Annotated in this window: 24 protein-coding genes; all 24 read right to left on the bottom strand. The window is 45.6% G+C overall.

The features are described from left to right. Positions 1–370 precede the first annotated feature (370 nt). Positions 371–1,120: a regulatory protein RecX gene (locus MKY98_RS10600; protein ID WP_069011415.1), complete on the bottom strand. Its 750-nt coding sequence runs from the start codon at positions 1,118–1,120 to the stop codon at positions 371–373. Positions 1,121–1,315: 195 nt separating this feature from the next. Further along, positions 1,316–2,377 (bottom strand): recombinase RecA, encoded by a 1,062-nt coding sequence (recA, locus tag MKY98_RS10595; protein ID WP_023988239.1) that lies wholly within the window; start codon positions 2,375–2,377, stop codon positions 1,316–1,318. A 242-nt stretch (positions 2,378–2,619) separates the two neighbouring features. Next, positions 2,620–3,888: a competence/damage-inducible protein A gene (locus MKY98_RS10590; RefSeq protein ID WP_039273576.1), complete on the bottom strand. Its 1,269-nt coding sequence runs from the start codon at positions 3,886–3,888 to the stop codon at positions 2,620–2,622. 95 nt (positions 3,889–3,983) lie between these two features. Next, positions 3,984–4,571 (bottom strand): CDP-diacylglycerol--glycerol-3-phosphate 3-phosphatidyltransferase, encoded by a 588-nt coding sequence (gene pgsA, locus MKY98_RS10585; protein ID WP_013309954.1) that lies wholly within the window; start codon positions 4,569–4,571, stop codon positions 3,984–3,986. A 209-nt stretch (positions 4,572–4,780) separates the two neighbouring features. Further along, on the bottom strand, positions 4,781–5,272 hold the full coding sequence (locus MKY98_RS10580; RefSeq protein WP_013309953.1) for a YajQ family cyclic di-GMP-binding protein: 492 nt from the start codon (positions 5,270–5,272) through the stop codon (positions 4,781–4,783). Between the two features lie 144 nt (positions 5,273–5,416). Further along, positions 5,417–5,581 carry a hypothetical protein gene (locus tag MKY98_RS10575; RefSeq protein WP_023988236.1) on the bottom strand — a complete coding sequence of 55 codons (165 nt, stop codon included), beginning with the start codon at positions 5,579–5,581 and terminating at the stop codon, positions 5,417–5,419. An 84-nt stretch (positions 5,582–5,665) separates the two neighbouring features. Further along, positions 5,666–6,754 (bottom strand): RodZ domain-containing protein, encoded by a 1,089-nt coding sequence (locus tag MKY98_RS10570; protein WP_208332484.1) that lies wholly within the window; start codon positions 6,752–6,754, stop codon positions 5,666–5,668. 30 nt (positions 6,755–6,784) lie between these two features. After that, entirely contained in the window at positions 6,785–7,558 is a 774-nt protein-coding gene (locus tag MKY98_RS10565; protein ID WP_013370747.1) for a DUF3388 domain-containing protein, read from the bottom strand. 227 nt (positions 7,559–7,785) lie between these two features. Continuing rightward, positions 7,786–8,040: a DUF3243 domain-containing protein gene (locus tag MKY98_RS10560; RefSeq protein WP_013309950.1), complete on the bottom strand. Its 255-nt coding sequence runs from the start codon at positions 8,038–8,040 to the stop codon at positions 7,786–7,788. A 102-nt stretch (positions 8,041–8,142) separates the two neighbouring features. Further along, positions 8,143–8,910: an elongation factor P 5-aminopentanone reductase gene (ymfI, locus tag MKY98_RS10555; RefSeq protein ID WP_069011413.1), complete on the bottom strand. Its 768-nt coding sequence runs from the start codon at positions 8,908–8,910 to the stop codon at positions 8,143–8,145. 20 nt (positions 8,911–8,930) lie between these two features. Next, positions 8,931–10,211 carry an EF-P 5-aminopentanol modification-associated protein YfmH gene (gene yfmH, locus MKY98_RS10550; RefSeq protein ID WP_039273585.1) on the bottom strand — a complete coding sequence of 427 codons (1,281 nt, stop codon included), beginning with the start codon at positions 10,209–10,211 and terminating at the stop codon, positions 8,931–8,933. Positions 10,212–10,213: 2 nt separating this feature from the next. Then, positions 10,214–11,494 carry an EF-P 5-aminopentanol modification-associated protein YfmF gene (gene yfmF, locus MKY98_RS10545; RefSeq protein ID WP_029517037.1) on the bottom strand — a complete coding sequence of 427 codons (1,281 nt, stop codon included), beginning with the start codon at positions 11,492–11,494 and terminating at the stop codon, positions 10,214–10,216. 160 nt (positions 11,495–11,654) lie between these two features. Further along, positions 11,655–12,506, bottom strand: a complete 852-nt coding sequence (gene sleB / locus MKY98_RS10540; protein WP_069011412.1) for a spore cortex-lytic enzyme — start codon at positions 12,504–12,506, stop codon at positions 11,655–11,657. A 225-nt stretch (positions 12,507–12,731) separates the two neighbouring features. Next, positions 12,732–15,404 (bottom strand): FtsK/SpoIIIE family DNA translocase, encoded by a 2,673-nt coding sequence (locus MKY98_RS10535; RefSeq protein WP_069011411.1) that lies wholly within the window; start codon positions 15,402–15,404, stop codon positions 12,732–12,734. Between the two features lie 103 nt (positions 15,405–15,507). Then, positions 15,508–15,720: a YlzJ-like family protein gene (locus tag MKY98_RS10530; RefSeq protein ID WP_023988229.1), complete on the bottom strand. Its 213-nt coding sequence runs from the start codon at positions 15,718–15,720 to the stop codon at positions 15,508–15,510. After that, positions 15,717–16,565 carry a ClpP family protease gene (locus tag MKY98_RS10525; RefSeq protein ID WP_029517034.1) on the bottom strand — a complete coding sequence of 283 codons (849 nt, stop codon included), beginning with the start codon at positions 16,563–16,565 and terminating at the stop codon, positions 15,717–15,719. Before MKY98_RS10525 ends, MKY98_RS10530 begins: the two co-directional genes overlap by 4 nt. A gap of 229 nt (positions 16,566–16,794) precedes the next feature. Further along, positions 16,795–18,474, bottom strand: coding sequence for a ribonuclease J (locus tag MKY98_RS10520; RefSeq protein ID WP_013309942.1), 1,680 nt, complete (start codon positions 18,472–18,474; stop codon positions 16,795–16,797). A 348-nt stretch (positions 18,475–18,822) separates the two neighbouring features. After that, positions 18,823–19,704 (bottom strand): 4-hydroxy-tetrahydrodipicolinate synthase, encoded by an 882-nt coding sequence (gene dapA / locus MKY98_RS10515; RefSeq protein ID WP_029517033.1) that lies wholly within the window; start codon positions 19,702–19,704, stop codon positions 18,823–18,825. Between the two features lie 39 nt (positions 19,705–19,743). Next, on the bottom strand, positions 19,744–20,961 hold the full coding sequence (gene dapG, locus MKY98_RS10510; protein ID WP_069011410.1) for an aspartate kinase: 1,218 nt from the start codon (positions 20,959–20,961) through the stop codon (positions 19,744–19,746). 23 nt (positions 20,962–20,984) lie between these two features. Next, positions 20,985–22,022: an aspartate-semialdehyde dehydrogenase gene (locus MKY98_RS10505; RefSeq protein ID WP_013309939.1), complete on the bottom strand. Its 1,038-nt coding sequence runs from the start codon at positions 22,020–22,022 to the stop codon at positions 20,985–20,987. Positions 22,023–22,156: 134 nt separating this feature from the next. Then, a complete protein-coding gene (locus MKY98_RS10500; protein WP_029517031.1) occupies positions 22,157–22,750 on the bottom strand; it encodes a dipicolinate synthase subunit B in 594 nt (197 codons plus the stop codon). After that, the gene (gene dpsA, locus MKY98_RS10495) at positions 22,747–23,646 is read right to left on the bottom strand and encodes a dipicolinate synthase subunit DpsA (RefSeq protein WP_029517030.1); all 900 of its coding nucleotides are present in this window, start codon (positions 23,644–23,646) and stop codon (positions 22,747–22,749) included. The genes MKY98_RS10500 and dpsA overlap by 4 nt, the downstream gene beginning before the upstream one ends. A 185-nt stretch (positions 23,647–23,831) precedes the next feature. Then, positions 23,832–24,278, bottom strand: a complete 447-nt coding sequence (gene dut, locus MKY98_RS10490; RefSeq protein ID WP_039274649.1) for a dUTP diphosphatase — start codon at positions 24,276–24,278, stop codon at positions 23,832–23,834. After that, positions 24,256–25,521, bottom strand: coding sequence for a M16 family metallopeptidase (locus tag MKY98_RS10485; RefSeq protein WP_023988223.1), 1,266 nt, complete (start codon positions 25,519–25,521; stop codon positions 24,256–24,258). The genes dut and MKY98_RS10485 overlap by 23 nt, the downstream gene beginning before the upstream one ends. Positions 25,522–25,577: the final 56 nt, after the last annotated feature.

Here is a 25,577-nt window from a genome sequence, read left to right as displayed (position 1 = left end):
TTCACCTCCCCGTTGGTTCCTCCAAGGCATTCCTTGGGACTTTTTGCAATTGTCACATTTACTTTGATCGTCAAACTAAGATAACGACACAAGGTCGTTTCATTTCATATGCACATGCTTTCACATGTACAATTCCGCCTGGCATAGCGGCATCACTTGTTATTTGGCGATGAGAACTCACCGGTGGATTCCGCTTTTTTGGAAGGAAAAAGGGCGTTCCACAAGTATCGTTTCATATATATTTTATTATTTGACAAATGGCATTGTCAAGGGAATGCAAACATTAGTAGAGTACCATGCAGCTTTCCATGTAATAACTAGCTCATCCTATCCGTTCATACTAGCCCAAGGTTCAGCAGCCGTTTGGCAATTATTCCTCCCACTGCAACAATTCCTCGTCATCTGAAGCAGCGTCATGCTCGGCCGCAGTGAGATGATTGACCACTCGGCGTGTCATATCCCCCGAATATCCGCGTCTCATGAGAAAAGGGTAGGTTTTCCTTTTTTTCTCCATTATATCACCACGTACCTGATTCCATTTCTTACGTCCGATCGTCAAAGCACTCTCCCACTCCTCATTATCGGTGATTTCACCTAACGCTTCCCCAATAGAGGCTTTAGAGATGCCTTTCTGACGGAGTTCTTGCCTAACCCACATCTTCCCCTTACGTTGGCTAGTTATACGCTGCCTTGCCCATTGGCGGGCGTACAAATCATCATCCACGAGTTGCTCCCTTTCCAGTCGGACCATTACTTCGTCAATAACAGACTGATCCAGTTCTTTTTGCACCAAACGCTGGGCAATTTCCTGACGTGTGCGAGGCTTTCGCCCCAAATATCGAAGCGCGAGTACATAGGCCTGTTGCTTTTCATCTGCCAGAACAATATCTTCCAGTTCTTTTTTGACGAATGACGTTCCTTTGAACATATTGTACTTGATCATTACATCTTCTAATACAGACAATGAATACGGGCCAAAATGAATGATATAGCGTCCACGTTTGCGTCCCTGTCCCTGCTCTACCCTAGTAATCATCAATTCCTCATGATCCGGAAAAAGAGAAATCTCTTGTTGCTTATTTGCTTCCGCAGAATATTCATCTTCATCGTCCAACTGCAATATGTTTCCCTCACTTTGAAATTCACGAAAGCAGTCTTTGGACAACTGCTACGCAAAAGTTAGATTCCGCTGACAAAGCAGCTTTAATTGATGCAAAAATGCCCTGCACAACTGTGCAGGGCATCAGAATCATGCTATTCAACCGGATTGTGCCATAACCCTGGCTCCAGTTCACAAATCAGGATTCACCAAGCTTTATTCAAGCTCCAACAATTCCTGTTCTTCCTTGGCTTGCTGTGCCAACTCTTCTTCTGTAGGCGGAGCAACCGTCGTAATCAAATTGCTTGCCACCCGAATTTTTTGCTCGATCGTACTAGCAATGTTCGGATTTTCCTTCAAAAATTGCTTCGCATTCTCACGTCCCTGACCAAGGCGCTCACCTTCGTAGGAATACCAAGCTCCACTCTTGTCGACAATGTCATGCTCCGTACCGATATCGATCAAGCTACCTTCTTTGGAAATGCCCTCACCGTACATAATGTCCACTTCAGCCTGACGGAATGGAGGGGCAACTTTATTCTTCACGACTTTAATACGTGTGCGGTTACCCACAATGTCGTTACCCATTTTCAAACTTTCAATACGACGAACATCCAAACGTACCGTAGAGTAAAACTTCAAGGCACGTCCACCTGGTGTTGTTTCAGGGTTACCGAACATAACACCTACTTTTTCACGTAGCTGGTTAATAAAAATAGCAATAGTTTTCGATTTGTTAATGGCTCCAGACAGCTTACGCAATGCCTGCGACATCAGACGTGCTTGAAGACCGACGTGGGAATCTCCCATTTCGCCTTCAATCTCTGCCTTCGGCACAAGTGCCGCTACGGAGTCAACAACTACAATGTCTACTGCTCCACTACGTACAAGGGCTTCGGCAATCTCAAGCGCCTGCTCTCCTGTATCTGGTTGCGATAGTAACAACTCATCAATATTGACACCCAGCTTGCTTGCATACGACGGATCAAGCGCATGCTCGGCGTCGATAAAGGCGGCTTGTCCGCCTGTTTTTTGCACCTCTGCGATAGCGTGAAGAGCTACTGTCGTTTTACCGGATGATTCCGGTCCGTATATTTCAATAACCCGGCCTCTTGGAAAGCCGCCCGTTCCTAACGCAATATCCAAAGCAATCGAACCACTGGGGATCGTTTCCACTTGCATGTGGGTAGACTCACCCAACTTCATAATGGAACCTTTACCAAATTGCTTTTCTATTTGACGGAGCGCCATATCCAGCGCAGCACGACGATCTGACAATAAACTCACATCCTTCATTGTTTGTACTTTAATAATACCTTGTTTTGACACGCTTGCCAAGCATTTTTTCGAACATACATTCGTTTTTTTTATTCACACAGCTCTCTTCTGTAATTACACCTGTCTCTTAAAACAAAAAAAGAACCGCTGGCAAAAGGCTTTGCAACGGTTCTTCCGATAAGGTGATTATATCATGAATATCTATCTAAAACAACTCTACGACCCACACTGTACATAGATGATTAAGAGAGTTTCTCGTTCTCTACCAGCCTGCGCCACAATCTGTACAGAATCGCTTTGACTGATCGCAGTCGGATTGTTTCGCGGTTACCACTCAGTCTCAGTTCATGTACTTCCGTTTCCTTGTCGCGTTCAGCAATGCCAATATACACTAGACCGACTGGCTTCCGTTCGGAATACCCAGGCCCGGCTACACCAGTAACTGAAAGTCCAAAATCGCTGTCCATGATCATTCTCGCCTGCTCTGCAAGCACAAGGGCCACTTCCTTACTCACTGCACCTGGCGCTTGATCCCCTTCCAAATAATCACAAGGCACGTTGAGTAATTTCATCTTCATTTCATTGGAATAGCACACGATGCCACCTTGAAACATAGTAGCACTGCCAGGTATAGAAGTGAGGTGTTCCATCAGCATTCCACCTGTACAGCTTTCTGCCGCACTCACAGTGAGTCCGCGATTGGCCATTAGATCTACGATAACCTTCTCCAGCGTAACATCTTCGCTTGCATACATAAATTCCGAAAGACGCTGCTGAATTTCTACTTCCGTAGCCGTCAGCTTAATCAATGCTTCACTTTCGCTGGCCGCCTTGGTGGATATACGGATCGTGACTTCCCCTTCCTTGGCATAAGGAGCAATCGTGGGGTCTGTCTGGGATTGGATCAGATCTAACAAACGGGTTTCAAGAGCTGACTCACCAATCCCTGCAAATTTTAGCATTTTTGAATAAATTGGCATTTCCTCACCGCTCAATGCCTGCTGAAGCAACCAAGGTTTGGCCTGGTTTGCAAACATCGGTTTGAGTTCCTTAGGAGGTCCAGGCAAAACTACATAAAATTTACCATCCTGTGCAATTGCGTCGCCCACAGCTAGCCCTGTCTCATTTTCAAGCGGAGTAGCACCTTCAATAGAAAGCGCCTGCCGGCGGTTATTTTCGGTCATTTCTACCCCACGGTTACGAAAAAATTGATCTAGCTTGTCCATTGCAAGACGATCTATGTGCAATTTTCGCCCCAATACAGACGCTATCGCATCTTTCGTCAAATCATCCTGGGTCGGTCCCAGACCGCCAGAAAATAAAATAATATCCGCACGCTTCTGAGCAATTCTTATGGCTTCCTGAAGCCGATCTATGTTATCGCCAACCACAGTCTGAAAATATACATCGATTCCAATTGTAGCCAACTCTTGTGACAAATATTGAGCATTTGTATTCACTATTTGTCCGAGCAATAACTCTGTTCCTACCGCAATTATTTCAGCTTTCATCAATTCTTCCTCCTGTACTGCGAATATGATGGGAATTATATAAAGAAACAGCAATAAGTTTAGTCCCTATTGCTGTTTCCATAAAATTTATACTGTTAAACCTTGGAGGAGCTCAGCAAATGGATATTTTTCACGAAATAATCAATACCCGAATAAATGGTGATCAACACCGCTGCCCATATCGCTATTAAATCAAACGGTATACCAAGAAAAACAAACGGGAAATTATTAATGAGCAGCGCTACTATAGCAACAATCTGAATGATCGTCTTTAATTTGCCCCAATTGCTTGCAGCAACCACAGACCCATCCAGCAAGGCAATCTGACGCAGCCCCGTAACCGCAAACTCACGGCTAACAATCACAACAACAATCCACGAATCAATTTTCCCCATTTCTACCAAGGAAACCAAAATGGCGGTTACCAAAAGCTTATCAGCAAGGGGGTCCAACAGCTTGCCCAAATTGGTGACCATATTATTTTTACGTGCCAAATACCCGTCAAGACCGTCCGTGCTGGCTGCTACAAGGAAAATGATAGCCGCAATCAGCTGATTATACGGCAGCTTGAAAGCTCCGATCTCAATCGGTGGCGGATAAAAATCAAAGTCCACCAGCAAAGCCAGCATCATCACCGGGATAAGGCAAATCCGCGTTATTGTAATTCTGTTGGGTAAATTCACAACACACTCTCCCCTGATTATCGTACTTGATTACAAATGGCAGTTTTCGGATTAAATTCAACCCTATGTAAATCGCTTTCGGCGAGCGCTATACACCTGAATTGTCTGCATTTTCGTTACAAGTATAATATGGCGCAAAACGCATGTCAAAATAACCTGCCGCACATCAAGCAACGTTTTTCCTGCAAAATATATGAGGGAAAACGTCTTTATTTCATGTTTGTAAATTGAAGCTCCAATGGCAAATCAGCTTTACGTAGCAATTGAATGATCGCCTGTAAATCATCCCTGTTTTTCCCGGTCACCCGGATTTGATCACCTTGAATCTGACTTTTAACTTTTAGCTTGGAGTCCCGAATAAGAATGTTAATTTTCTTGGCATTATCCTGATCAATTCCCTGCTTCAGCGAAAGACGCTGACGCACTGAACCTAGAGAAGCGGGTTCCAATTTGCCATACTCCACATTTTTGAGGGACAGACCTCGTTTAGCCATTTTAGACTGCAAAATATCAATCACCGCATTCAGCTTGTATTCGTCTTCCGATGCAATCGTAAGAGCTTCTTTCTCAAGCTTGAGGCTACTTTTGCTATCCTTGAAATCAAATCGTGTTTCAATTTCACGCTCCGTCTGATGAACCGCATTTGTTAACTCCTGCATATCCATTTTGGAGACGATATCAAATGAATTTTCTGAAGCCATCGTTTCACTTTCCTTTCCACAACAAAGTTCAATATCTAATTATAGGCTAGTCATTTACAAAAATCCAATAATCGGTTGACTAAAAAGGCGTTCTTGCCAGTTTTCCTGACAAAAACGCCTTTATTTCATTTACGGTCAAAATATCTAATTATGGCTTCGTGTTGGAGTTCGGAACATATCCAAAAGTCCAAGCACAATGTGAGCAAGACCAAAGCCCAGTATGCCATAGCCCCATGCATTCGGTGTCAGATAATAGCCCAGTAAACTGACAATTATACCGAGCCCAGTCACAATCCAGCTGACGGTCATAACGTATACACCTCACTTTGCGGAAAATGAAATGACTGCCTTTCCAGGAATTACAGTCATTAGTATTTCCTCGCACCAAGGCGTTTATTCACCATTAGTAGTTGTAGAATCTGTACCACTTTGTGCTGAATCCGTACTGCTACCTGTCGTAGAATCTGCAGGTAAACCCGTCACCCCTGCACTCGTTCCGGTCGAAGAGGCTTCTCCTTGCTGTATCAGTACACGAGTAGTCGATTTATTATCTGTTATCGGTTGACCTGCTACGGAAATATCTGTGGCAGAAGACCGCCCTGATTTGATATATAAACCTTCTGGACCAATATCGAAAGACATGGCATCTCCACTTTTAGTCATACCATAACTCAGCTTTTCTCCACGGGAATTTTCTCCCTTGTATACTTCAAGCCAGCTTTCACCCGTAGCTTTAATATCAACCTTGGCTGTGGCTCCCGTTGCACTGGAAACTTTAAAAATCGTCGTCTTGCCTTGCTTGCCGTCCTGTGCCACAGTTACACCTTGTTGTGGAGTAGTCGTATCCGGCTGTTGTCCAGTATTTGGAGTAGTAGCATCCGTATTCCCCGTACCATTTGGCTGAGTTTGCCCGGTTTGCCCCGCACCAGGAGTCTGCCCACCAGCACCATTTGGAGCCGTCGTTTGACCATTGTTCGGCTGTGTCGTAGTGGTATCAGGAGTAGACGTGTTTGGTGTTGTACTTGGTGTTGTACTTGGTGTTGTACTTGGTGTAGTAATCGGTGTTGTGTTTTCTGCTGTTTTTGGAGTTGAATGGTTGTTGCTCACCCAATAAGCATAAATAACCCCAACAATGAGAACTAGAAAAAGCCACATTAACGCTGTAGGCAACCATTTAAGATTACCAATCGTGGCGGGACGGCTGGAGCGTTTCTGTGTAACAGGCTCCATGACTGCTTCCGGTTCAGGTTCAGGCACATTGCTTTGATGCCCTTCCAGAATCTCATCAGGATTCAACCCGACCGTTTCAGCGTATGTTTTAATAAAAGCTCTGACATAAAAGCTTCCCGGCAGCACTTTGTAATCGCCCGTCTCAATGGCTTCCAGATAACGTTTGCGTATCTTCGTCATTTCCTGAACATCGTCAAGGCTCAATCCTTTTTGCAGCCGGGCCTCCTTTAATTGCTGACCCAGTTCTGACATGTCATCATCTCCTTGTGTAATTACGCTTATTTAAAGATCTTCTGTATAACTGGCTGTAAAGGTATCATAAATAATTTCCTCAGCCGGATTATTGCGAAGTTCAATAATGATATTGAAATCGTCAAAGCTGTATCCCGACTCACGTACAAATACATCAGGATGCTCAATCACTTTAGTACTTGGCATGCTCATAATTTCCTGAAGCAGGTGATAATGTCTTTCATTTGACCGAATTGTACTCACAATACCATCAATAATAAACACATTGTTTGGGTTCATTTCTTCTTCAGAGAGCTGACTGCGTACCGTCTGTCGTAGTAGCGTCGAAGATACAAAAGTCCAACGCTTCATTGCGCATACACTACTGGCAATAATGGATTCCGTTTTGCCCACACGTGGCATCCCGCGAAGACCGATTACCTGATTGCCGTCCCTCTTTAATACTTCACCCAAAAAATCGACCAGCAACCCAAGCTCATCGCGTGTAAAGCGAAATGTTTTACGATCATCCGAATCCCGATCGATGTAACGGCCATGTCTTACTGCCAATATATCAACCAGTCTCGGAGCACGTAAGGCCGTGACTGTAATGTTGCTCGCTTTTTTTAACGTGTCTCCGAGAATACGTATCTTCTCATCATCGTCTGTTTCAAGCAACATCCCCCGTCTTTCACCTTCAACACCGTTGATCGTCAGTATATTAACCCCCAGAATACCAAGCATGGAAGCAATGTCTCCCAGCAGTCCGGGTCGATTTTTATGTATCTTGTACTCCATGTACCACTGTTTCGTTTCTTCCGTCACGTTAGCACCTCATTCACATTCAAACCGTCAACAACTCCAAATCAAAGCATTATTGTATCATAAAATAACATCTTTCGACAAAACCAATTATTGAAATTTGATAGGCTGCATTGTGTTGTAAGCCTCAATCACGTTTATGATATATAAATTACAATGGAATTACAAGAACAGCTCTGTAACCATTACAGAAAAGCCCCCAAAAGGGAGCTTTTCATGTTGGTTCTTACTTATGCGTTGCTCTTGGCCAATTTAACCATTAGCCGGGCGATGGTGTGACGCTCGTCCTCATCGGCAACTCCCCACAGTTCTTTCAATGCGCGGTTGGAGTGGTTGGCTGGATCGACCTTCTCATCCAGAAAATCACCGATTTCATAAGCAAGCTCTGAAATGGTATCTTGGCTGATTCCCAGCTTCTCCGCTTGCTCTACACGCTGACCGAGGAACTTTTTCCAAACATCAAAATTCTGAACAACTGTTGACATACTTAAATCCTCCTTAGATGATTCAGATTTAAAATCAACAGTTGTAATATGCTCTTCTCAGACGCTTACTATACTGGTGGATTCCTCCAAGCGCTATTTCCCTTAAGTCACCCATCCTCCGTTAGGACTTATGACCTGGCCATTAATATAACCTGACTCAGGAAGCGCAAGAAAATAAACCAGGGATGATATCTCATCAGGTCGAGCCAATCGTCCGGCAGGAATTTCTTCTTCCAAACTGGTAATTTCGCCTTCATCTAAATGATCCAGCATCGACGTATTCACTGCACCTGGAGCTACTGCATTCACTGTCACCCCGGAAGGTGCTACTTCTTGAGCCAGCGCTTTAGTGAAAGCGTTAATGCCTCCCTTCGTGGTGGAATACAACACCTCGCACGAAGCCCCACATATCCCCCACACGGAGGAAACATTCACAATGCGGCCATAGCGTTGGGAAATCATATGTGGCATAAAAACCTGCGTACACAGAAAGGTTCCCTTAACATTGACTGCCATCACTTCGTCCCATTCCTCTTCCGAAACATCTGTCAACAGCCCATAATGAGATAATCCGGCGTTGTTCACAAGAATATCCGGCTTCATCCCGTGATTATCCAGCTTTTCCCGCATGCGTTCGATCTGCTCCTTGCTCCGCAGATCCGCTGACACGGTCATTACCTTGCCTGAATAAACCATGCAACGACGGGCAACTTCATTTGCTTTTTCATGGGACTTCATGTAGTGAATGACCACATTCATCCCTACAGCTGCAAAACGCTCAGCAATAGCCGCACCAATTCCGCCACTCGCTCCTGTAATCAGCACAGTTGTATCGCCAATCGCTTTTAATTCTCCGCCCTCAGTGGTCATCGTTTCCCTCTCCCTGGACATTACGGACTCACCACTAGTGATATTGCGAGTTGATCCCACTGGATATGGTCTTTCAGACGGCGATTTACATCCTCAAGCGTAATACTTTCATAAATCGGAAGCAGTTGGAAAAAATCACTGCCCCGGAAGCGATGTCTTGTAAATTCATGCGCAATATTTTCTGGTGAATTGAGTGTACGCAGATAACCACCGATTTTCTTTTTGCGTGCCCGTTCAAAATGTTCTGCTGCGAAGCCCTGCTTCTGGATGGACTCCACCTCTTCACGTATTCTCGCCAACAGCCGATCCGGGTCTTTGGTATCTCCACCGATTGCGGAAAATGCATATTGCTGCGTACTATTGTACTCATGGCCAAAACTGTCCGAAATCAGATCCTCATCGTAGAGCTTTTGATACAGTTGTGTACTGGAACCAAATAGGAGATCAAGCATCAGCTTGGTTTCCAGATCATGACGAAGCAATTCTTCACCCGTTAAGCCTACTTCAGCCTCCTTGAATCCAAACAGTAGCTTTGGCAGAGAAACGGCCAGCTTCACCTCACGACGTGGTTCTGCAACTGTAGTGGGTTCATCGTCGAAAATCCGCTCAATCTCTCCCTGCGGCTTATAGTCCTTTTTGGCCTGATTGTTACGTACCAGCTCTATTACTTCAGCTGGATCCACTCCTCCCACTACAAAAAGAATCATATTGCTTGGGTGGTAGAAAGCTTCATAGCAACTGTACAGCGTTTCCTTTGTAATCGTACTGATGGATTGAATCGTACCTGCGATATCAATATGCACCGGATGGACCTTGTACAACGCCTCGATCAGACCAAAGTAACTCCGCCAATCGGGGTTATCTTCATACATATTGATTTCCTGGCCAATAATGCCTTTTTCCTTCTCTACATTTTCATCTGTAAAGTAAGGATGTTGAACAAAATTGACCAGCGTGGTCAAATTTTCTTGAATACGCTCAGTTGCCGAAAACAGATATACGGTTTGATCAAAGCTCGTAAATGCGTTCGCCGATGCACCATTAGAGGAAAAGGTAGCAAAAATATCTCCTTCAGGCTCTTCAAACATTTTATGCTCCAAAAAATGGGCTATGCCATCCGGCACCTTTACGGGCTGTTGACCTTCTACGCGGAAATGATTATCAACCGAGCCGTATTTAGTCGCAAATGTGGCGTACGTCTTCTGAAAACCCGGTTTGGGCAACACATAAACGTGTAAGCCGTTATCCATTACTTCATAGTACAGCGTTTCCTGCAAATGCTCATAAGGTATATGCTCCACCGTTATTCCCCTTTCTGGTCTCTCAAGAAATAAATAGTGTCCAGTCGGAACGTCCGGGCGGCATCCTGAACATCCTGCACCTTGACTGCCTCCACCTGACTCAGCAGCTCATCTACCGTCCGCTCTTTACCGGAAAGCTGTCTGTTAAAATCATAGGCGATCATCTCAAAAGCGGAATCCTGCATCTCCTTCAGCAAGTTGCGAATCATCGCCTGCGTTTGGGTCATTTCCAGCTCAGTAATCGCTCCGTTTTGCGTATCTTCCAGTTGCTTGCGGATAATAGTAACCGCTTTTTCATAATTAGGAATTTCAATACCAGATTGAATCGTACCAATCCCTTTATGCCCGTCATATCGCGATGAAGCGTAATACGCCAAACTTTCCTTTTCCCTTACATTAACGAACAGCTTTGAATGCGGATACCCGCCCAGAATGCCATTGTACATCAGAGCGGATGCATAGCGATCGTCACCATACGTAATAGGGGTCCGCAATCCCATGTTGAGCTTGCCCTGGTTCACATCAAGACGCTCTACAACAGTTTGAACATCACGCTCTACCGACTTGGGCTGTTCCGGAACATACCCTGCTTCCGCTGAACGGTTCAATTGAAAATAGCGATCAACAAACTTCTCAACTTCTTCTAGCGTCGTATCTCCCACAACGTATAAATCCATGCTGGCATGATTCAGCCATTCTCCATAAGCCTCATACAAGCTCTGTGCATCTATACTGTCCAGATCAGATCGTTGACCAAGAGGGTGCAGACGATAAGGCTCATCTTTGCACATTTCCTCCATGCAGCGCTCACCAGCATAACGTATTTTATCGTTAACTATAGATTCCAGCTTCTTGCGCACATTTTCTCGTTCCTGCTGAACGTATCCAGTTTGAAATGCATCATTTTCCAATGCAGGCTTCGTCAGCACTTCTCCAAGGAAAGCAAACGAACGATCCAGCAAACTATCCGGACTGTTTACAAAGCTGTCATTAATCGTATCCATGCGAAATTGCACGATCTGATAATCTCCACGTTTATACACATCGAATCCGAAACCTGCGCCATACAATTGCTCTAACTGTTCTCTGAATTGTGTAGTCTGCGGATACGATTCTGTACCCCGGCGCAGAACGAAAGGTACCAGCCCCACTCGAGTTACGGTTTCCTCCCGTAGCGGAGTGCCTACATACAATGATATAGCAAACGTCTTAAAGCGCTTGGTTGGCAGTACATGAATCCTCAGTTGTCTGCGTGTGCCACGCTCGAAACCTGTTTTGTTCAAGTCCAAAACTCCTTTGTGACGTCAATTGGCGTCTAGCCTTTGATTAGCATTAGCTGCTGTAAATCGTCCTCCTGTAAAGAGGTAAAGTGTACCAATCTTTATTCTAACCATGCAAAAGCCAAGAAGCAACCGGAGACAAGCTCCCGGCTGCTTCGGCGTTTTACATGCAAAAAATATGTTCCCCGATGGTTTTCACCTGCGGACGGGTCCAAATCCATTTGGAGGTGGCTGTTTTTGGATTAAAATAATAGAGACATCCTCCGCTTGGGTCCCAGCCGTTCAGCGCCTGTCGTACTGCCTTCTGTGCAGTTTCATTCGGCGTAAGCCAGATTTGTCCGTCTGCTACAGCTGTAAAGGCCCCCGGCTGGAAAACCACCCCAGATGGTGTATTTGGAAAACTAGGTGATTTAACCCTGTTCAAAATAACCGCCGCCACGGCAACCTGCCCTTCAAAGGGCTCGCCACGGGATTCACCGTAGACCGCATTAGCCAAAATCTTAAGATCGTTTGCAGATAGTCCCATGGTGTTGGCCGATCCCATTGTTTCATCATTTTGATCCGCTTTATCATTATTGTCCGCTGTGTGTCCCTGAGCGGAACCTTGATTGTTACGATGCATAGGAGTTTCCGTTGGCTTCCAGTTAGGGGTAGCATTCACCAGCTTTAATTTCGTCTTTGCTCCGACCACTCCATCGGGACGGATACCAAATTCCTTTTGAAAACCTTTAACAGCTTTTAGTGTACTGCTGCCAAAATGGCTGTCCACTTTCCCGCCAAAAAAGCCCAGCAACTTCAAACGTGATTGCAACTCATATACATCCTGACCGTAAGATCCAAAATCAACCGTTCCCGAGCTGAATGTCGGCTCGGATGGTTGCGCCGCTTGTACTTTCTGCTGTGTGCTGAGCGACTCTGCTTGCTGCTGTGCAGAGTCATTTTTAAAAAGTCCTGTGTACGTAATAGCCGAGGCTGCGAGGATACCCGTGCAAATCCAGACCATTGTCTTTTTCATATGCTGCGCTCTACCTTTCTTTTGTGGGATTAACAGGATGGCTACGTTTATTATGACAAGCTCCGCTTAAAGCTATTCACCCTTTTAATCTTCTTTCAGCAGGTAGTCGCCACACCTCAAAAATACATCACAAAAAACGCTGTTTGTGCACTTGCAGTTGTCATTTTAGAACAACTACCTTGCGAACGAACAGCGTTTTAATGTAGTGCTGGATAGAGATAATGCTTAGGAACTAACTTTATTTTGCTGATATTGCTCCATTGAGATAAGAACCTCACGGGGCTTGCTGCCCTCGTAAGGGCCGATGACTCCGCGAGCTTCCATGGAGTCAATCAGTCGAGCAGCACGTGTATAACCGATCCGCATACGGCGCTGAAGGAGCGAAACGGAAGCTTGTTTAGCCTCTAAAATGATGTTGACAGCCTGATCGTACAGCTCATCCAGCATTTCATCTGCATCAGTCGATACCTCTTCCACCTCCGGCACTAGCGTCTCATCATACTGCGCTTCACCCTGTTCACGTACATAGTTAACAATATTTTCGACTTCTTGATCGCTCATGAACGCTCCCTGAACGCGGACTGGTTTAGAAGCACCCATTGGCATGAACAGCATATCACCACGTCCGAGCAGCTTCTCGGCTCCACCCATATCCAATATAGTACGGGAATCTACCTGCGAGGAAACGCCGAAGGCAATACGTGAAGGAATATTAGCTTTAATTACCCCGGTAATTACGTCAACCGAAGGTCTTTGCGTTGCAATGATAAGGTGGATGCCTGCTGCGCGCGCCATTTGGGCAAGTCGTGCAATCGCATCCTCCACATCTCCCGCAGCTACCATCATTAAATCTGCCAACTCGTCCACAATAACGACGATGTAAGGCAGAAATGCATCCGGGTTATCTTTCATCAAATTATTGTATCCCTCAATATTACGGGTTCCTGATTTGGAAAATAACTCATACCTTTTTTCCATTTCAACTACAATTTTCTTCAATGCAAGTGAGGCACGCTTTGGATCAGTCACGACCGGAGCCAACAAATGTGGGATTCCGTTGTACACGTTCAACTCCACCATTTTAGGATCGACCATCAAAAATTTGACCTCATCCGGCTTTGCTTTGTACAAAATACTCGTGATGATCCCATTGATACACACTGATTTACCCGAACCTGTTGCCCCAGCTACAAGCAGATGGGGCATCTTGGCCAAATTACCGACAATCGTCTGTCCTGCAATATCACGTCCGAATGCAATAGACAAGCTGGAAGCTGACTCCTGGAAAACGGTTGTCTCCATTACCTCACGCATCGTTACAATGGAAACTTCATTATTCGGAACCTCAATTCCGATAGCAGATTTGCCAGGAATTGGAGCCTCCATACGGATATCTTTGGCAGCAAGCGCAAGCGCAATGTCATCCGTCAGACTCACAATACGGCTGACCTTCACTCCAATGTCCGGCTGAATTTCATAACGTGTTACGGCAGGGCCACGGACAACCTCCAGCACCTTCGCCCGCACACCGAAGCTTTCCAGCGTTGCTTCCAGTTTGCGTGCCGTTTGCATATAATCCTTTTGTCCCATACCTTTGCCTGCATTTTGTGGTTTAGCAAGCAAACGAAACGATGGTAGCTTGTACGGTTTAGGCGGCGGCGGAGCCGGGATAGCTGTATGGGTACCTTCAACCTCTTCGCCTGCCACCCCAGTTGCAATCGTCTGAGCTTGTCCCTGAGCACCTTCTAATGTCCCCTGAATCGTAGTCGAATCATCCATATCCTTATTCGCATTGGCACCCACAAAGTCATCATCCAGGGGTTCGTCAATAATGGAAGTCGTCTGCTCTGCCCCTGTCAGGGACTCTCCAAATTCAGCTTCCGTTCTTCTTTCCTCATGCTTTACTTGTTCGAAGAAATCCCTAATAATCGGCGACCTTTTTACCGGAATTGCAGCTTCCTGCTCAGCGTGTTCGACTACGTCAGACAGCTCTTCACTCTGGTTGCCATTTCTCCACTGGGCCTGCGCGTCCTCAGCTTCATATGGAAAATCATGCTCATCCTCATCGACGGAATGCTCTTCCTTGTCCGCTTTATCTGAATTCTTAAGACCAAACAACTGAAAGAAAATCGGTTGTTTGCGTGCAGGAGGCTGCATTTCGTCAAAGTCATCATCCATGTCTTCCTCATAGGCAGGAATCGGCTCAGACTTGATCTTTCTATTTCCATTACCTTTGCTAGATGCCGAAAGCGGAGTAGCTTTACCAGTCCATTTTTTGCGCACACTTCCCCCAGCTGCTAGCAGCTTGGTCTTTACAATCCGCACCAAATCCACATAGGACAGTTGAGTCATCAGCATGAAACAAATGACGAACATAACAATCATGATCAGTTTAGCTCCCGTGAGACCAAACAGCCACAACAGAACAGTAAGCTGCAACGCGCCTACGTAACCCCCGCTGATATCCTTGTTCAGCATTGAGGAATGGCCCTGCTGATCAGGCGACAGCAACTGCTCGCGCATATCTATATGTATCTGGGTCATCACTCCGCCCGGCTGAAGCGCGTTGATCGGCCCCAAACGCTGCTCCATAGATGAAATAGAACTCATAAGTGTAAAGGCAAATACCAACAGGAGCAAACCCGTTTTACGCGAGTTCCACTGGTTCGGCCACTTGCGGTGAATCATCACCATCAGACCATAATAAATGCCAATCAGAGGGATAACAAAATAGAATTTCCCTAATACGAGCCCAAACATCTTGGATAGCGACCGACCAACTGCCGCTTCACCCGATAACGCAATGACCGCTAATGTAATCAGCACAATGCCGTAAATTTCAAATTTTAGAACTCCGCCAAATGCGGCTTTCTTTTTTCTTTTTCTTCTTCTGGACATACAAGGTCACCCCCCAGAAGAATATTATACCACGTCACCCGGTATCCGCACATATGTTCTTTTTCAGCAGTAAATGACCGATTTCTATATTATTCGACAACTTCTACGACCATTCGATGACTTGACCGGGTCCATAACGCGGATTCAGGTAGGCTTCCAGCGGGCAGTCCAACAACCGTACAATGATCCCCCGACGACTTTCAAGCGGCTGTACCTGCATAAGTAGACCGTCTACTCGAACCTCTGCAAGCTCCTCAGCCTCTTTCCACATCCCTTGCCACACCATTTCCATTGGCATTACAGTATATAATGTCATTGGGATAGCTCCCCGCTATGCTCCCCTGACAGTGTCTCTGTAGGAGTTCCTGTGGCACTGGGAATAAAAGGAGCATACGGAGCCTGCTGTTGGATCCCAGCGTTCCCGTTTTGCTGACGCCGCGTTTCAATAATGGTGTTCAGCTGTTTTAAAGCCTCTCCGATCCCTCCAACCGCGTCCATCAATCCATACTTCACTGCATCGGCTCCCCCAACCGCTGTACCAATATCGCGGTTTAACTCACCGGTTTTAAACATCAATTCCTTAAACTGCTCTTCTGTAATACGAGAATGAGAAACGACAAAGCGTACGACACGTTCCTGCATTTTTTCCATATATTCAAAAGTCTGTGGGACTCCAATGACCAGGCCGCTCATACGAATAGGATGAATGGTCATCGTCGCACTCTCCGCAATGTAGGAATAAGTGGAAGACACAGCAATCGGCACACCGATGCTATGCCCCCCGCCTATCACAATGGTCACCGTTGGTTTACTCATCGATGCGATCATTTCAGCAATAGCCAGTCCTGCCTCTACATCACCACCAACTGTATTCAGCAAAATCATTAATCCTTCAATACGAGGATTTTGTTCTGCCGCTACCAGTTGGGGAATAATGTGCTCATATTTTGTCGTTTTGTTTTGAGGCGGTAAAATGAGATGCCCTTCAATCTGACCGATAATCGTCATGCAAAAAATATTGGACTCGCCTCCAGGCATGGAGGTTTGACCCAGTTGCTGCAAAGCCTCCATAGCAGGTAACGCGGGTCTTTGCCCAATTTCTGGTTGATCTGGCGTTTCCGTTTCCTCGTTGCCAGATGATAGATTGCTGTATTGTTCCATATGGGTGATCTTCCTTTCGCTTTACGCATCTATATGACCCGTAGTCACCCTATAGTATGGGATGTAAATGGAATATTTTATACCTACCCCCATGCCTTTCCTTGCCCTGAAAAATCAAAAAAGCCTCTCCTCCCGCGGAAACCGTCCAATATTTCCTGCGGGAAGAGAGGCGACTGTGTGCCTGTGACTTAAGTTTTTAATTCAGGTTTTTGAACAAATTTCAATTGAATCACACTTCCATTATAATTGGCAGGATCATCGGTCTGCGACGAGTTTGCTCATACAAGAAGCGACCCAATGCATCCTTGACATTTGTCTTGAGGGAAGCCCATTCATTTACATTTTCACTCATGAGCTTATGCAGTGTACTTGAGACAATACGATTCGCTTCATCGAGCAAACCTTCCGATTCACGGACATAAACGAAACCGCGGGAAATGATATCTGGACCCGATTTAATCGTTCCGTCTTGCTTGCTCAGCGTGACAACCACCACCAAAATACCGTCCTGTGACAGCAATTTACGGTCGCGCAATACGATATTTCCTACATCCCCTACGCCTAGTCCATCGATCAGTACGTTACCTGCTGTAACTTTACCAGCTCTGCGTGCTCCGCCATTCTGAATTTCAATGACTTCACCGATATCCGTGATGAAGATATTTTCAGGCTCAATACCTACGCCTTCAGCAAGAAGGGCGTGACGACGTTGCATTCTGAACTCACCATGAATTGGCAAGAAGAACTTTGGTTTCATCAGATTCAGCATCAGCTTAAGTTCTTCCTGGCTTCCGTGTCCAGAAACGTGAATACCTGGATTAGCTGCGCTGTAATATACATTGGCACCCAGACGGAACAGTTCATCAATTGTGCGTCCAACGTATTTTTCATTACCCGGTACCGGAGTAGCTGCAATGATGACTGAATCCCCTGGAAGAATGTCAACCTTTCGATGTGTGGAACGAGCCATTCTTGTCAAAGCGGACATCGGTTCGCCCTGACTGCCTGTGCAGAGAATAACTACACGGTCCGCTGACATTTTGCCAACTTCTTCAGGCTCAATCAGCATTCCATCCGGAATTTCCAAATAACCCAAGTCCGAAGCAATGCCTACGACATTAACCATGCTTCGACCAATAACTGTTACTTTACGTCCCGTTGCTTCAGCAGCATTAATTACCTGCTGAATACGATGTACGTTAGAAGCAAAAGTGGCTACGACCACACGCTGTCTCGACTTGCGGAAAATGTCTTCCAGCACAATACCAACGCTCTTTTCCGAAGGTGTAAAGCCCGGTTTCTCGGCATTCGTACTGTCTGACAAAAGAGCCAGTACGCCACGTGTGCCAATTTCAGCCATACGCTGCAAATCTGCATATTGTCCGTTCACCGGAGTATGGTCAAATTTGAAGTCACCTGTATGAACAACAGCGCCTTCAGGAGTATCAATACATACACCTACAGAATCCGGAATACTATGGTTGGTTCTGAAGAAGGTTGCTTTTAGTGTGGAACCCAGCTTGATTTCGGAATCAGCATTGATCAAAATACGTTTGGTTTCACCAAGCAGATTCGCTTCCTTCAGCTTGTTTTCCACCAATCCCAGCGTCAATTTGGTACCATATACTGGTACATTCAAATGTTTCAACACGTAAGGCAAACCGCCGATATGGTCCTCGTGACCATGAGTCAGCACAATGCCTCTTACTTTGTCGCGGTTCTCTGTAAGGTAGGAAATATCAGGAATAACGATATCAATGCCCAGCATGTCCTCTTCCGGGAATTTCAGACCGGAATCCACCACGACAATGTCATTGCCGTATTGAACGACATACATATTTTTCCCGATTTCACCGACGCCGCCCAAAGCGAAAATCATCAATTTATCGTTGTTTGTTTTTTTAGACAAATGAATCTAAACCTCCTATGGTAGTTGGACGTCGTACCTTGATTGTTATTTAATTTTCAAAAAAATACCGCACCCAGTCACTTGACCCCATTATACATGATTAAAATACGAAAAAACAAGTCATCCTGTTCGTTACGCTAGGTTTCCCATTGCCGTCTCAAACCATTAGTATCTGTCATTTTATCTATATGCATGGTTAAAAGCACAGCAAAAAGGACGTCCTATAAGAACGTCCTTCATGCTGGAGGACCTTGTCAGACAATAAACTCTATCGGTTTTGTACCTACCGACTGCCCTTAACAAGGTTACTCCTTAGTATTAATTAATATCCTACATTCCTATTTGTCTTTAGCGGGTAAATAATTTCTTAATAAATTCCGCTTCATCCTCAGTTGGAGGAATGAGCGGCAACCGAACCGAACCAACCCTAATCCCCCGTAATTCCAATGCATATTTTACTGCCACTGGATTAGGCAGAGGATGAGGACAGCCAAACAAACCCTTGAAAATCGGGAACAACTGCTGATGCAACTTTGCTGCCTCCTGAGAGTGTCCTCCTACAAGTGAATCGATCATCTGCTTCATTTCAGCACCTACCACATGGCTCGCTACGCTGATAATACCATAAGCACCTACAGCCATAGCAGGCAACCCAGAAGCATCGTCCCCGGAATAAACCAGAAAACCCTCTGGCGCTGCCGCTGCAATCTGTGTAACCTGCGCAAGTGATGCACATTCTTTGGTTCCCACAATATTTGGAATTTGTGCAAGACGCAGCGTTGTTTCAGCTGTTAGACTCGCTCCAGTACGGCTTGGAACATTATACAGTATAGCTGGAAGGGATGTGGAGTTTGCAATACTTTCGAAATGCTGATACATCCCTTCCTGATTCGGTTTATTATAATATGGCACTACCAGTAGAACACCATCTGCTCCTGCCTGCTCCGCGGCACGGGTAAGATGAATGGAGTGACGCGTATTGTTGCTGCCAGTCCCGGCAATAATTTTACATCGTCCAGCTGCTTTTTCTACAACAAAAGCAAACAACTTGATTTTCTCATCATCGCTCAGGGTAGGAGACTCTCCTGTTGTTCCAGATACAACAAGTGACTCTGAATGCTGTTCTTCTATTAAATAATCAATCAACGAGGACAATGCAGTCCAGTCAATCTCTCCTTGCTGATCAAAAGGTGTCACCATCGCGGTAATCAATCTGCCGAAGTTCACCATGCTGCCTCCTTTTTGCAAATCCGAGCACGGACCATGCACCTATTGATGGAGTTCAAATTTATTATGCAATGCGCGTACAGCCTGCACCATATCTTCTTTTTTAACAAGTACCCAGATCGTCGTGTTGGAATCTGCGGATTGAAGGATCTGTACGTCTGATTCTGCCAATGCCTCCACAATCGTCGCCATAATGCCCGGTACCCCGTTGATACCACCGCCTATGACAGAAACTTTAGCACATCCGGCCAGTATCTTAGGTTCTAGACCCAACCCGTTCAATACTTCAACCGCTTTGCTTCCATCATAATCGAACACAGTATAAACTGCCCCCGATGGCGTTACATTAATAAAATCAACGCTGATTCCATGTTCAGCCATAGATTTGAACACTTGTAATTGCAAGTGCTCCATACCCGGCTTTAATTCAACATTAATCTGAGTGACATTGCCAACATACGCAATACCGGTCACGAAACGGTCTACGATGTCTGCCTGCACGTCTTTAAAGCCTTCCGGATGGGTAACTAACGTACCTTCTCCTTCGGAGAAGGTAGAGCGAACACGGACCGGGATATTAGCCTGCATGGCGATTTCAACAGCACGAGGATGGATAACCTTTGCTCCCTGATGAGCCATATTACAAATCTCCGTATAGCTAACATGTGTAAGCGGCTTTGCGTTTTCCACAATGCGCGGATCGGCGGTCAATATACCATTCACATCCGTATAAATATCAACCATATCCGCATGTAGAGCAGCACCTAGAGCAGTAGCTGACGTATCGCTGCCTCCCCGACCCAAGGTAGTCATATCACCGTCTGCTGTTTGTCCCTGAAAACCTGTCACAATGACAACTCTGCCTTGGTTCAACTCTTCAACAACACGGTCTGGCTTTATATCCAAAATACGAGCATTGCCGTATTGATCATCCGTAATAAAGCCCGCCTGTGCCCCAGTTAGCACTGTAGCAGGAATACCTTCCTTCTCCATCAGGCTGCATAATGTAGCAGCAGAAATAATTTCACCACAGCACAGCAATAAATCCCGTTCGCGCTTTGGCAGACTATCGCCGTTAGACACCGCCCAATCCAGCAGCGTGTCGGTGGCATAAGGCTCTCCTTTTCTCCCCATGGCCGACACAACAACAACCAATTGAAGATTTTGTTCCAGCTCCCTCTTCACATGTGCCAACACAAGTTTACGTGCTTCAGGTGTGGAAAGCGAGGTTCCTCCAAATTTTTGCACCAAAATACCCATTATTTTTCCCCCATATTGGAACGTTACTCCGCGTTTGCAGCAATAATTTCCGCGATTTGCACCGCGTTCCATGCCGCTCCTTTGAGCAGATTGTCGGATACGACCCACAAATTCAATCCACGGCTATTGCCCAAATCACGGCGTACACGCCCCACAAATACGTCAGGTTTTCCTGCAGCTTCAGATGCCAGTGGATAAAGCTGAGCAGCAGGATCGTCCACTAGCGTTACTCCCGGTGCTGAAGCCAGCAAATTACGGATTTCTTCTAAATCATAATCTTTTTTAAGTTCTACATATACAGATTCCGAGTGACCATATACAACAGGAATACGTACACACGTTGCTGTTACGTCCACAGATTCGTCACCCAGTATTTTTTTCGTTTCACGTACCATTTTCATTTCTTCCAGTGTATAACCATTGTCCTGGAATTTATCAATTTGCGGAATAGCATTGAAAGCAATCTGATGTTTTACTGGCAACGAGCCTACTGGCAACAGATCAGGCTGAACTTCATCACCGTTAAGAATCGCTGCGCTTTGACGATTCAATTCATCAATAGCTCGGCTTCCAGCCCCGGAAACGGCCTGGTATGTGGATACTATGATACGAGAAATGCCATACTGATCATATAATGGTTTCAAAGCAGCTACCATCTGAATGGTGGAGCAGTTCGGGTTCGCAATAATGCCTTGATGCTCGGCAATTTTGTCGCTGTTCACCTCAGGCACTACAAGAGGAGCTGTCGGATCCATTCGGAATGCATTGGTGTTATCAATGCAAACTGCCCCATGACGAACAGCATGCGGCGCCAATTCCTTACTTACGTCTCCACCTGCACTAAACAAAGCAATGTCGATTCCCTCAAAGCTGTCGGGGGTAGCAATCTCTACTGGAATTTGCTGACCTTTAAAGCTAATTAACGTGCCGGCAGAACGAGGCGAAGAAAGAAATTTGATTTTGTCCACAGGAAAATCCCGTTTTTCCAGCAGATTTACGATCTGTTCTCCTACAGCGCCTGTCGCTCCAACGACAGCTACATTAAACTTTCTATTGCTCATCTGGTATATCTCCCCTTCTCGACTAAAAAACCATTTTTTATTCTGAAAGCATCCACCGCCAACAAGAAATTAGACCCGATACAATATCGAATCATCTTCTAGGCGAGGGATGCTCAGCAGTTAACTATAATACTTCATGGGGTCTTGCGTTCCACAATCATCGGCTGAAGCTGTTTGCCCTGCAATGCTTCATAAGCAGCCTCCGGAATCAACTCCATGTTAGCTACAAGCGAGTTCGGCTTTTTAACTGGATTGTCCTGTCCGAACGGTACAAAAAAGATATTTTTGGCTACGAGTAATTTGGCGATATTGGCAGCATTTAGGCCCAGTCCATCATTAGTAGATATGGCTAAAAGAAGTGGACGGCCGTTGCGCAATTGCGCCTTGGCAGCCATCAAAACCGGACTGTCTGTCATCGCATTCGCTAACTTACTCATCGAATTCCCCGTCAAAGGTGCAATCACCAGCACATCGAGTATTTGGGAGGGACCCAGTGGCTCAGCCTCCACAATTGTAGAAATGATATCATTCCCTGTTATATCTTTCAACTGTTTTTGCCAACTTTGCGAAGTACCAAAGCGAGTATCCGTTGTTAGCACTGTATTGGATATAATAGGGACGACCTTTGCACCCTCATCAACAAAGCGCTGTATAACAGGCATTACCTCTTCAAATGTGCAATGTGAGCCTGTAATTGCATAACCTACTGTTTTCCCTTGCCAACTCATTGTGCATCCCCCCGATCAGGATTATCTTCCATTAGCAACTGCACCAGCGTATTCGCTATAATGGCACCAGCAGTTTTGGGAGCAACAATACCGGGAAGACCAGGGGCAAGCATAGCCTTGATTCCACGCTTTTCCGCATAACGGAAATCACATCCGCCCGGGGCGGAAGCAAGATCTATAATCACGGTGCTCAATGGCAATTTAGACAGGATTTGCGCTGTGATAATCATAGAGGGTATCGTATTAAAAATCAAGTCAACTCCCTTTGTCTCATGCGCTAAATCCCTTGTCATAAAAGGCTTCCAACCCATTTCCACGGCTCTCGCTGCATCCTCTGCCCGCCGTACTCCAACCTTCACTCTAGCTCCCAATCCCTGTAGTGCCCTTGCCATGGTAAATCCAGTCCGTCCCATGCCTAGAACCATACAATCTGCACCGTGAATCGTAAAATCAGTATGCTGAATGGCCATCATCAGTGCGCCTTCGGCCGTAGGTATAGAGTTGTATATGGCCACATCATCTCTCTCCAGCAGCTCTACCAGCTTTAACTCATGTCTGGTACAAATTTCTTTTAAGTACGTCCGCGCCATTCCTGTATATACAATACAATGAGGTGGAAGAGCAGCAGCATGCTCATTCAGGAACTGAAGCTTCTGTGCTCCGAAAAGTGCATTTACGTTGCCTTCCTCATCGCATCCCACCACCGGCAAAATCAATGCATCTGACGATTCCAGCAGCTTGACAGACAGTGGTTCTAGTGTCACTCCTTTGAGTGGTACTTCAAGCTTGTCAAAACCGACCACACTGACGGTAGCATCCATGTCCACACATTTACGGATTACCTCAAGCTGCCTAGCATCGCCACCCAAAACAACGACGCGTATTCCTGTTAGCATCCGGATCACTCCTTTCCGAGACACGATATGCTTTTAGTCTATGCGAGTGCCCGGAGAGGGGTGAGAAAACACAAAAAAAAGCCGCCTCTTTATGAGGCGACCTTTATATGCATACATACTCTTAAGCAAGTAAATACGAAGCTTTTACAAAATAGATATTCGTACATTTTAAACCAACCATCGCCTCAGCGTCCTGTATGACCAAAGCCTCCAGCACCACGCACTGTTTCAGATAATTGGTCTACTTGTTTCAGCTCTACCTCAGGTACAGCTTGAAATACCATTTGTGCAATTCGCTCATTGCGCGTAATCGTGAACGATTCCTCGCCCAAATTAATAAGAAGTACCTTAATCTCCCCACGATAATCCGCATCAATTGTTCCCGGTGTATTGAGACAAGTAATACCATGCTTAAGAGCCAGTCCACTTCGCGGACGGATCTGCGCCTCCAATCCCGCCGGCATAGCTATTGCAAATCCGGTTGGAACGAGGCAACGCTTGCCGGGTTCCAGTACCAGATTTTCCTGTACTGCTGCATACAAGTCAAACCCTGATGCAAGCTCTGACATTTTGCGGGGCAGCTCAATATCTTCATTGCCCGCGAGTCTGTTAATTTCCACGTAAGTTAACAAAATAGTCCCTCCTCATATCCTTTACCGCTGAATCACTCGCTCCCACCATCGACAGGGCAAACGGCTCCGAGAACATCCGATCCAGCACTTTGTTCACATCATTCGCCGTCACTTGCTCGATATGTTCGATCATTTGATCCAGCGTATAATGCTGACCAAGCATTAATTCATTTTTTCCAAGCCGATTCATCCGGCTACCTGTACTTTCAAGGCTTAAAATCAAACTTCCTTTTAATTGCTCCTTACCTTTACGAAGCTCATTAGCGTCTAAACCGTTGACAGCCACATCTCGTAAAAGCTCCAGCGTCAAATCCAGCACGTCCTTTGTTTGTTTAGGAGCCGTACCTGCATAGATCGTGAACATGCCACTGTCCGCATGGGAGCTATGATAGGAATAGACCGAATAAGCAAGCCCACGCTTTTCCCGAATTTCTTGAAACAAACGTGAACTCATGCCGCCGCCGATCGCGTTATTCAGCAAAACCATAGCATACTGGAGTTCGTCACCCGTTGCAAATCCAGGTAGGGATAAACAAATATGATTTTGCTCCGTTGCTTTCTCATGATACAACAGTTCACCGTTAAACGCAGGTACTGTCAGCGGCGAAACGGTTCCATGATTGTCAAAATGTCCAAAATGTCGCTCCAACAATTCTACCAAGCGATCGTCAACATTACCAGCCACACTGATAACCGTATTGTCGATTGTATAATGTTCCCTCATATAATGGCTGAGATGTGAGCTATCCATAGCAAGCAGGTGATCTTCGGTTCCGAGAATCGGATAAGCCAGTGGATGTTCACCATAGGCGGCGCGAGATACAAGATCATGCACCATATCATCCGGTGTATCCTCATACATGGAGATTTCCTCCAAAATCACATTCTTCTCTTTTGCCAATTCTTCCTGATCTAGTTTGGAATTAAAAAACATATCAGACAGCACATCAACTGCGATCGGTAGATGCTCATCCAACACTTTGGCATAATAGCATGTATATTCCTTCGAAGTAAAAGCATTAACATTTCCTCCGATGGCATCGAATTGCTCAGCGATTTCCTTAGCGTTAAAACGCTCTGTTCCTTTGAAAAGCATGTGTTCGATAAAATGAGAAATACCGCTATTGTCCGGCGTTTCATTCCGGGAGCCAGTTTTAACCCAGATGCCGAAAGAAACTGAACGCACGGTTGGAATTTTTTCAATGACCACTCTTAGGCCGTTTTTGAGTTGAATTCTTTCCACGATTGGCCCTCCTAAACTGAATTGCATACTTAGCCATAATGTTCAATCCTAACAGA

It is taken from the genome of Paenibacillus sp. FSL M8-0228 (assembly GCF_038007385.1).
Taxonomy (GTDB): Bacteria; Bacillota; Bacilli; order Paenibacillales; family Paenibacillaceae; genus Paenibacillus; species Paenibacillus polymyxa_D.
This window is presented reverse-complemented; position numbering and strand designations above follow the sequence as displayed.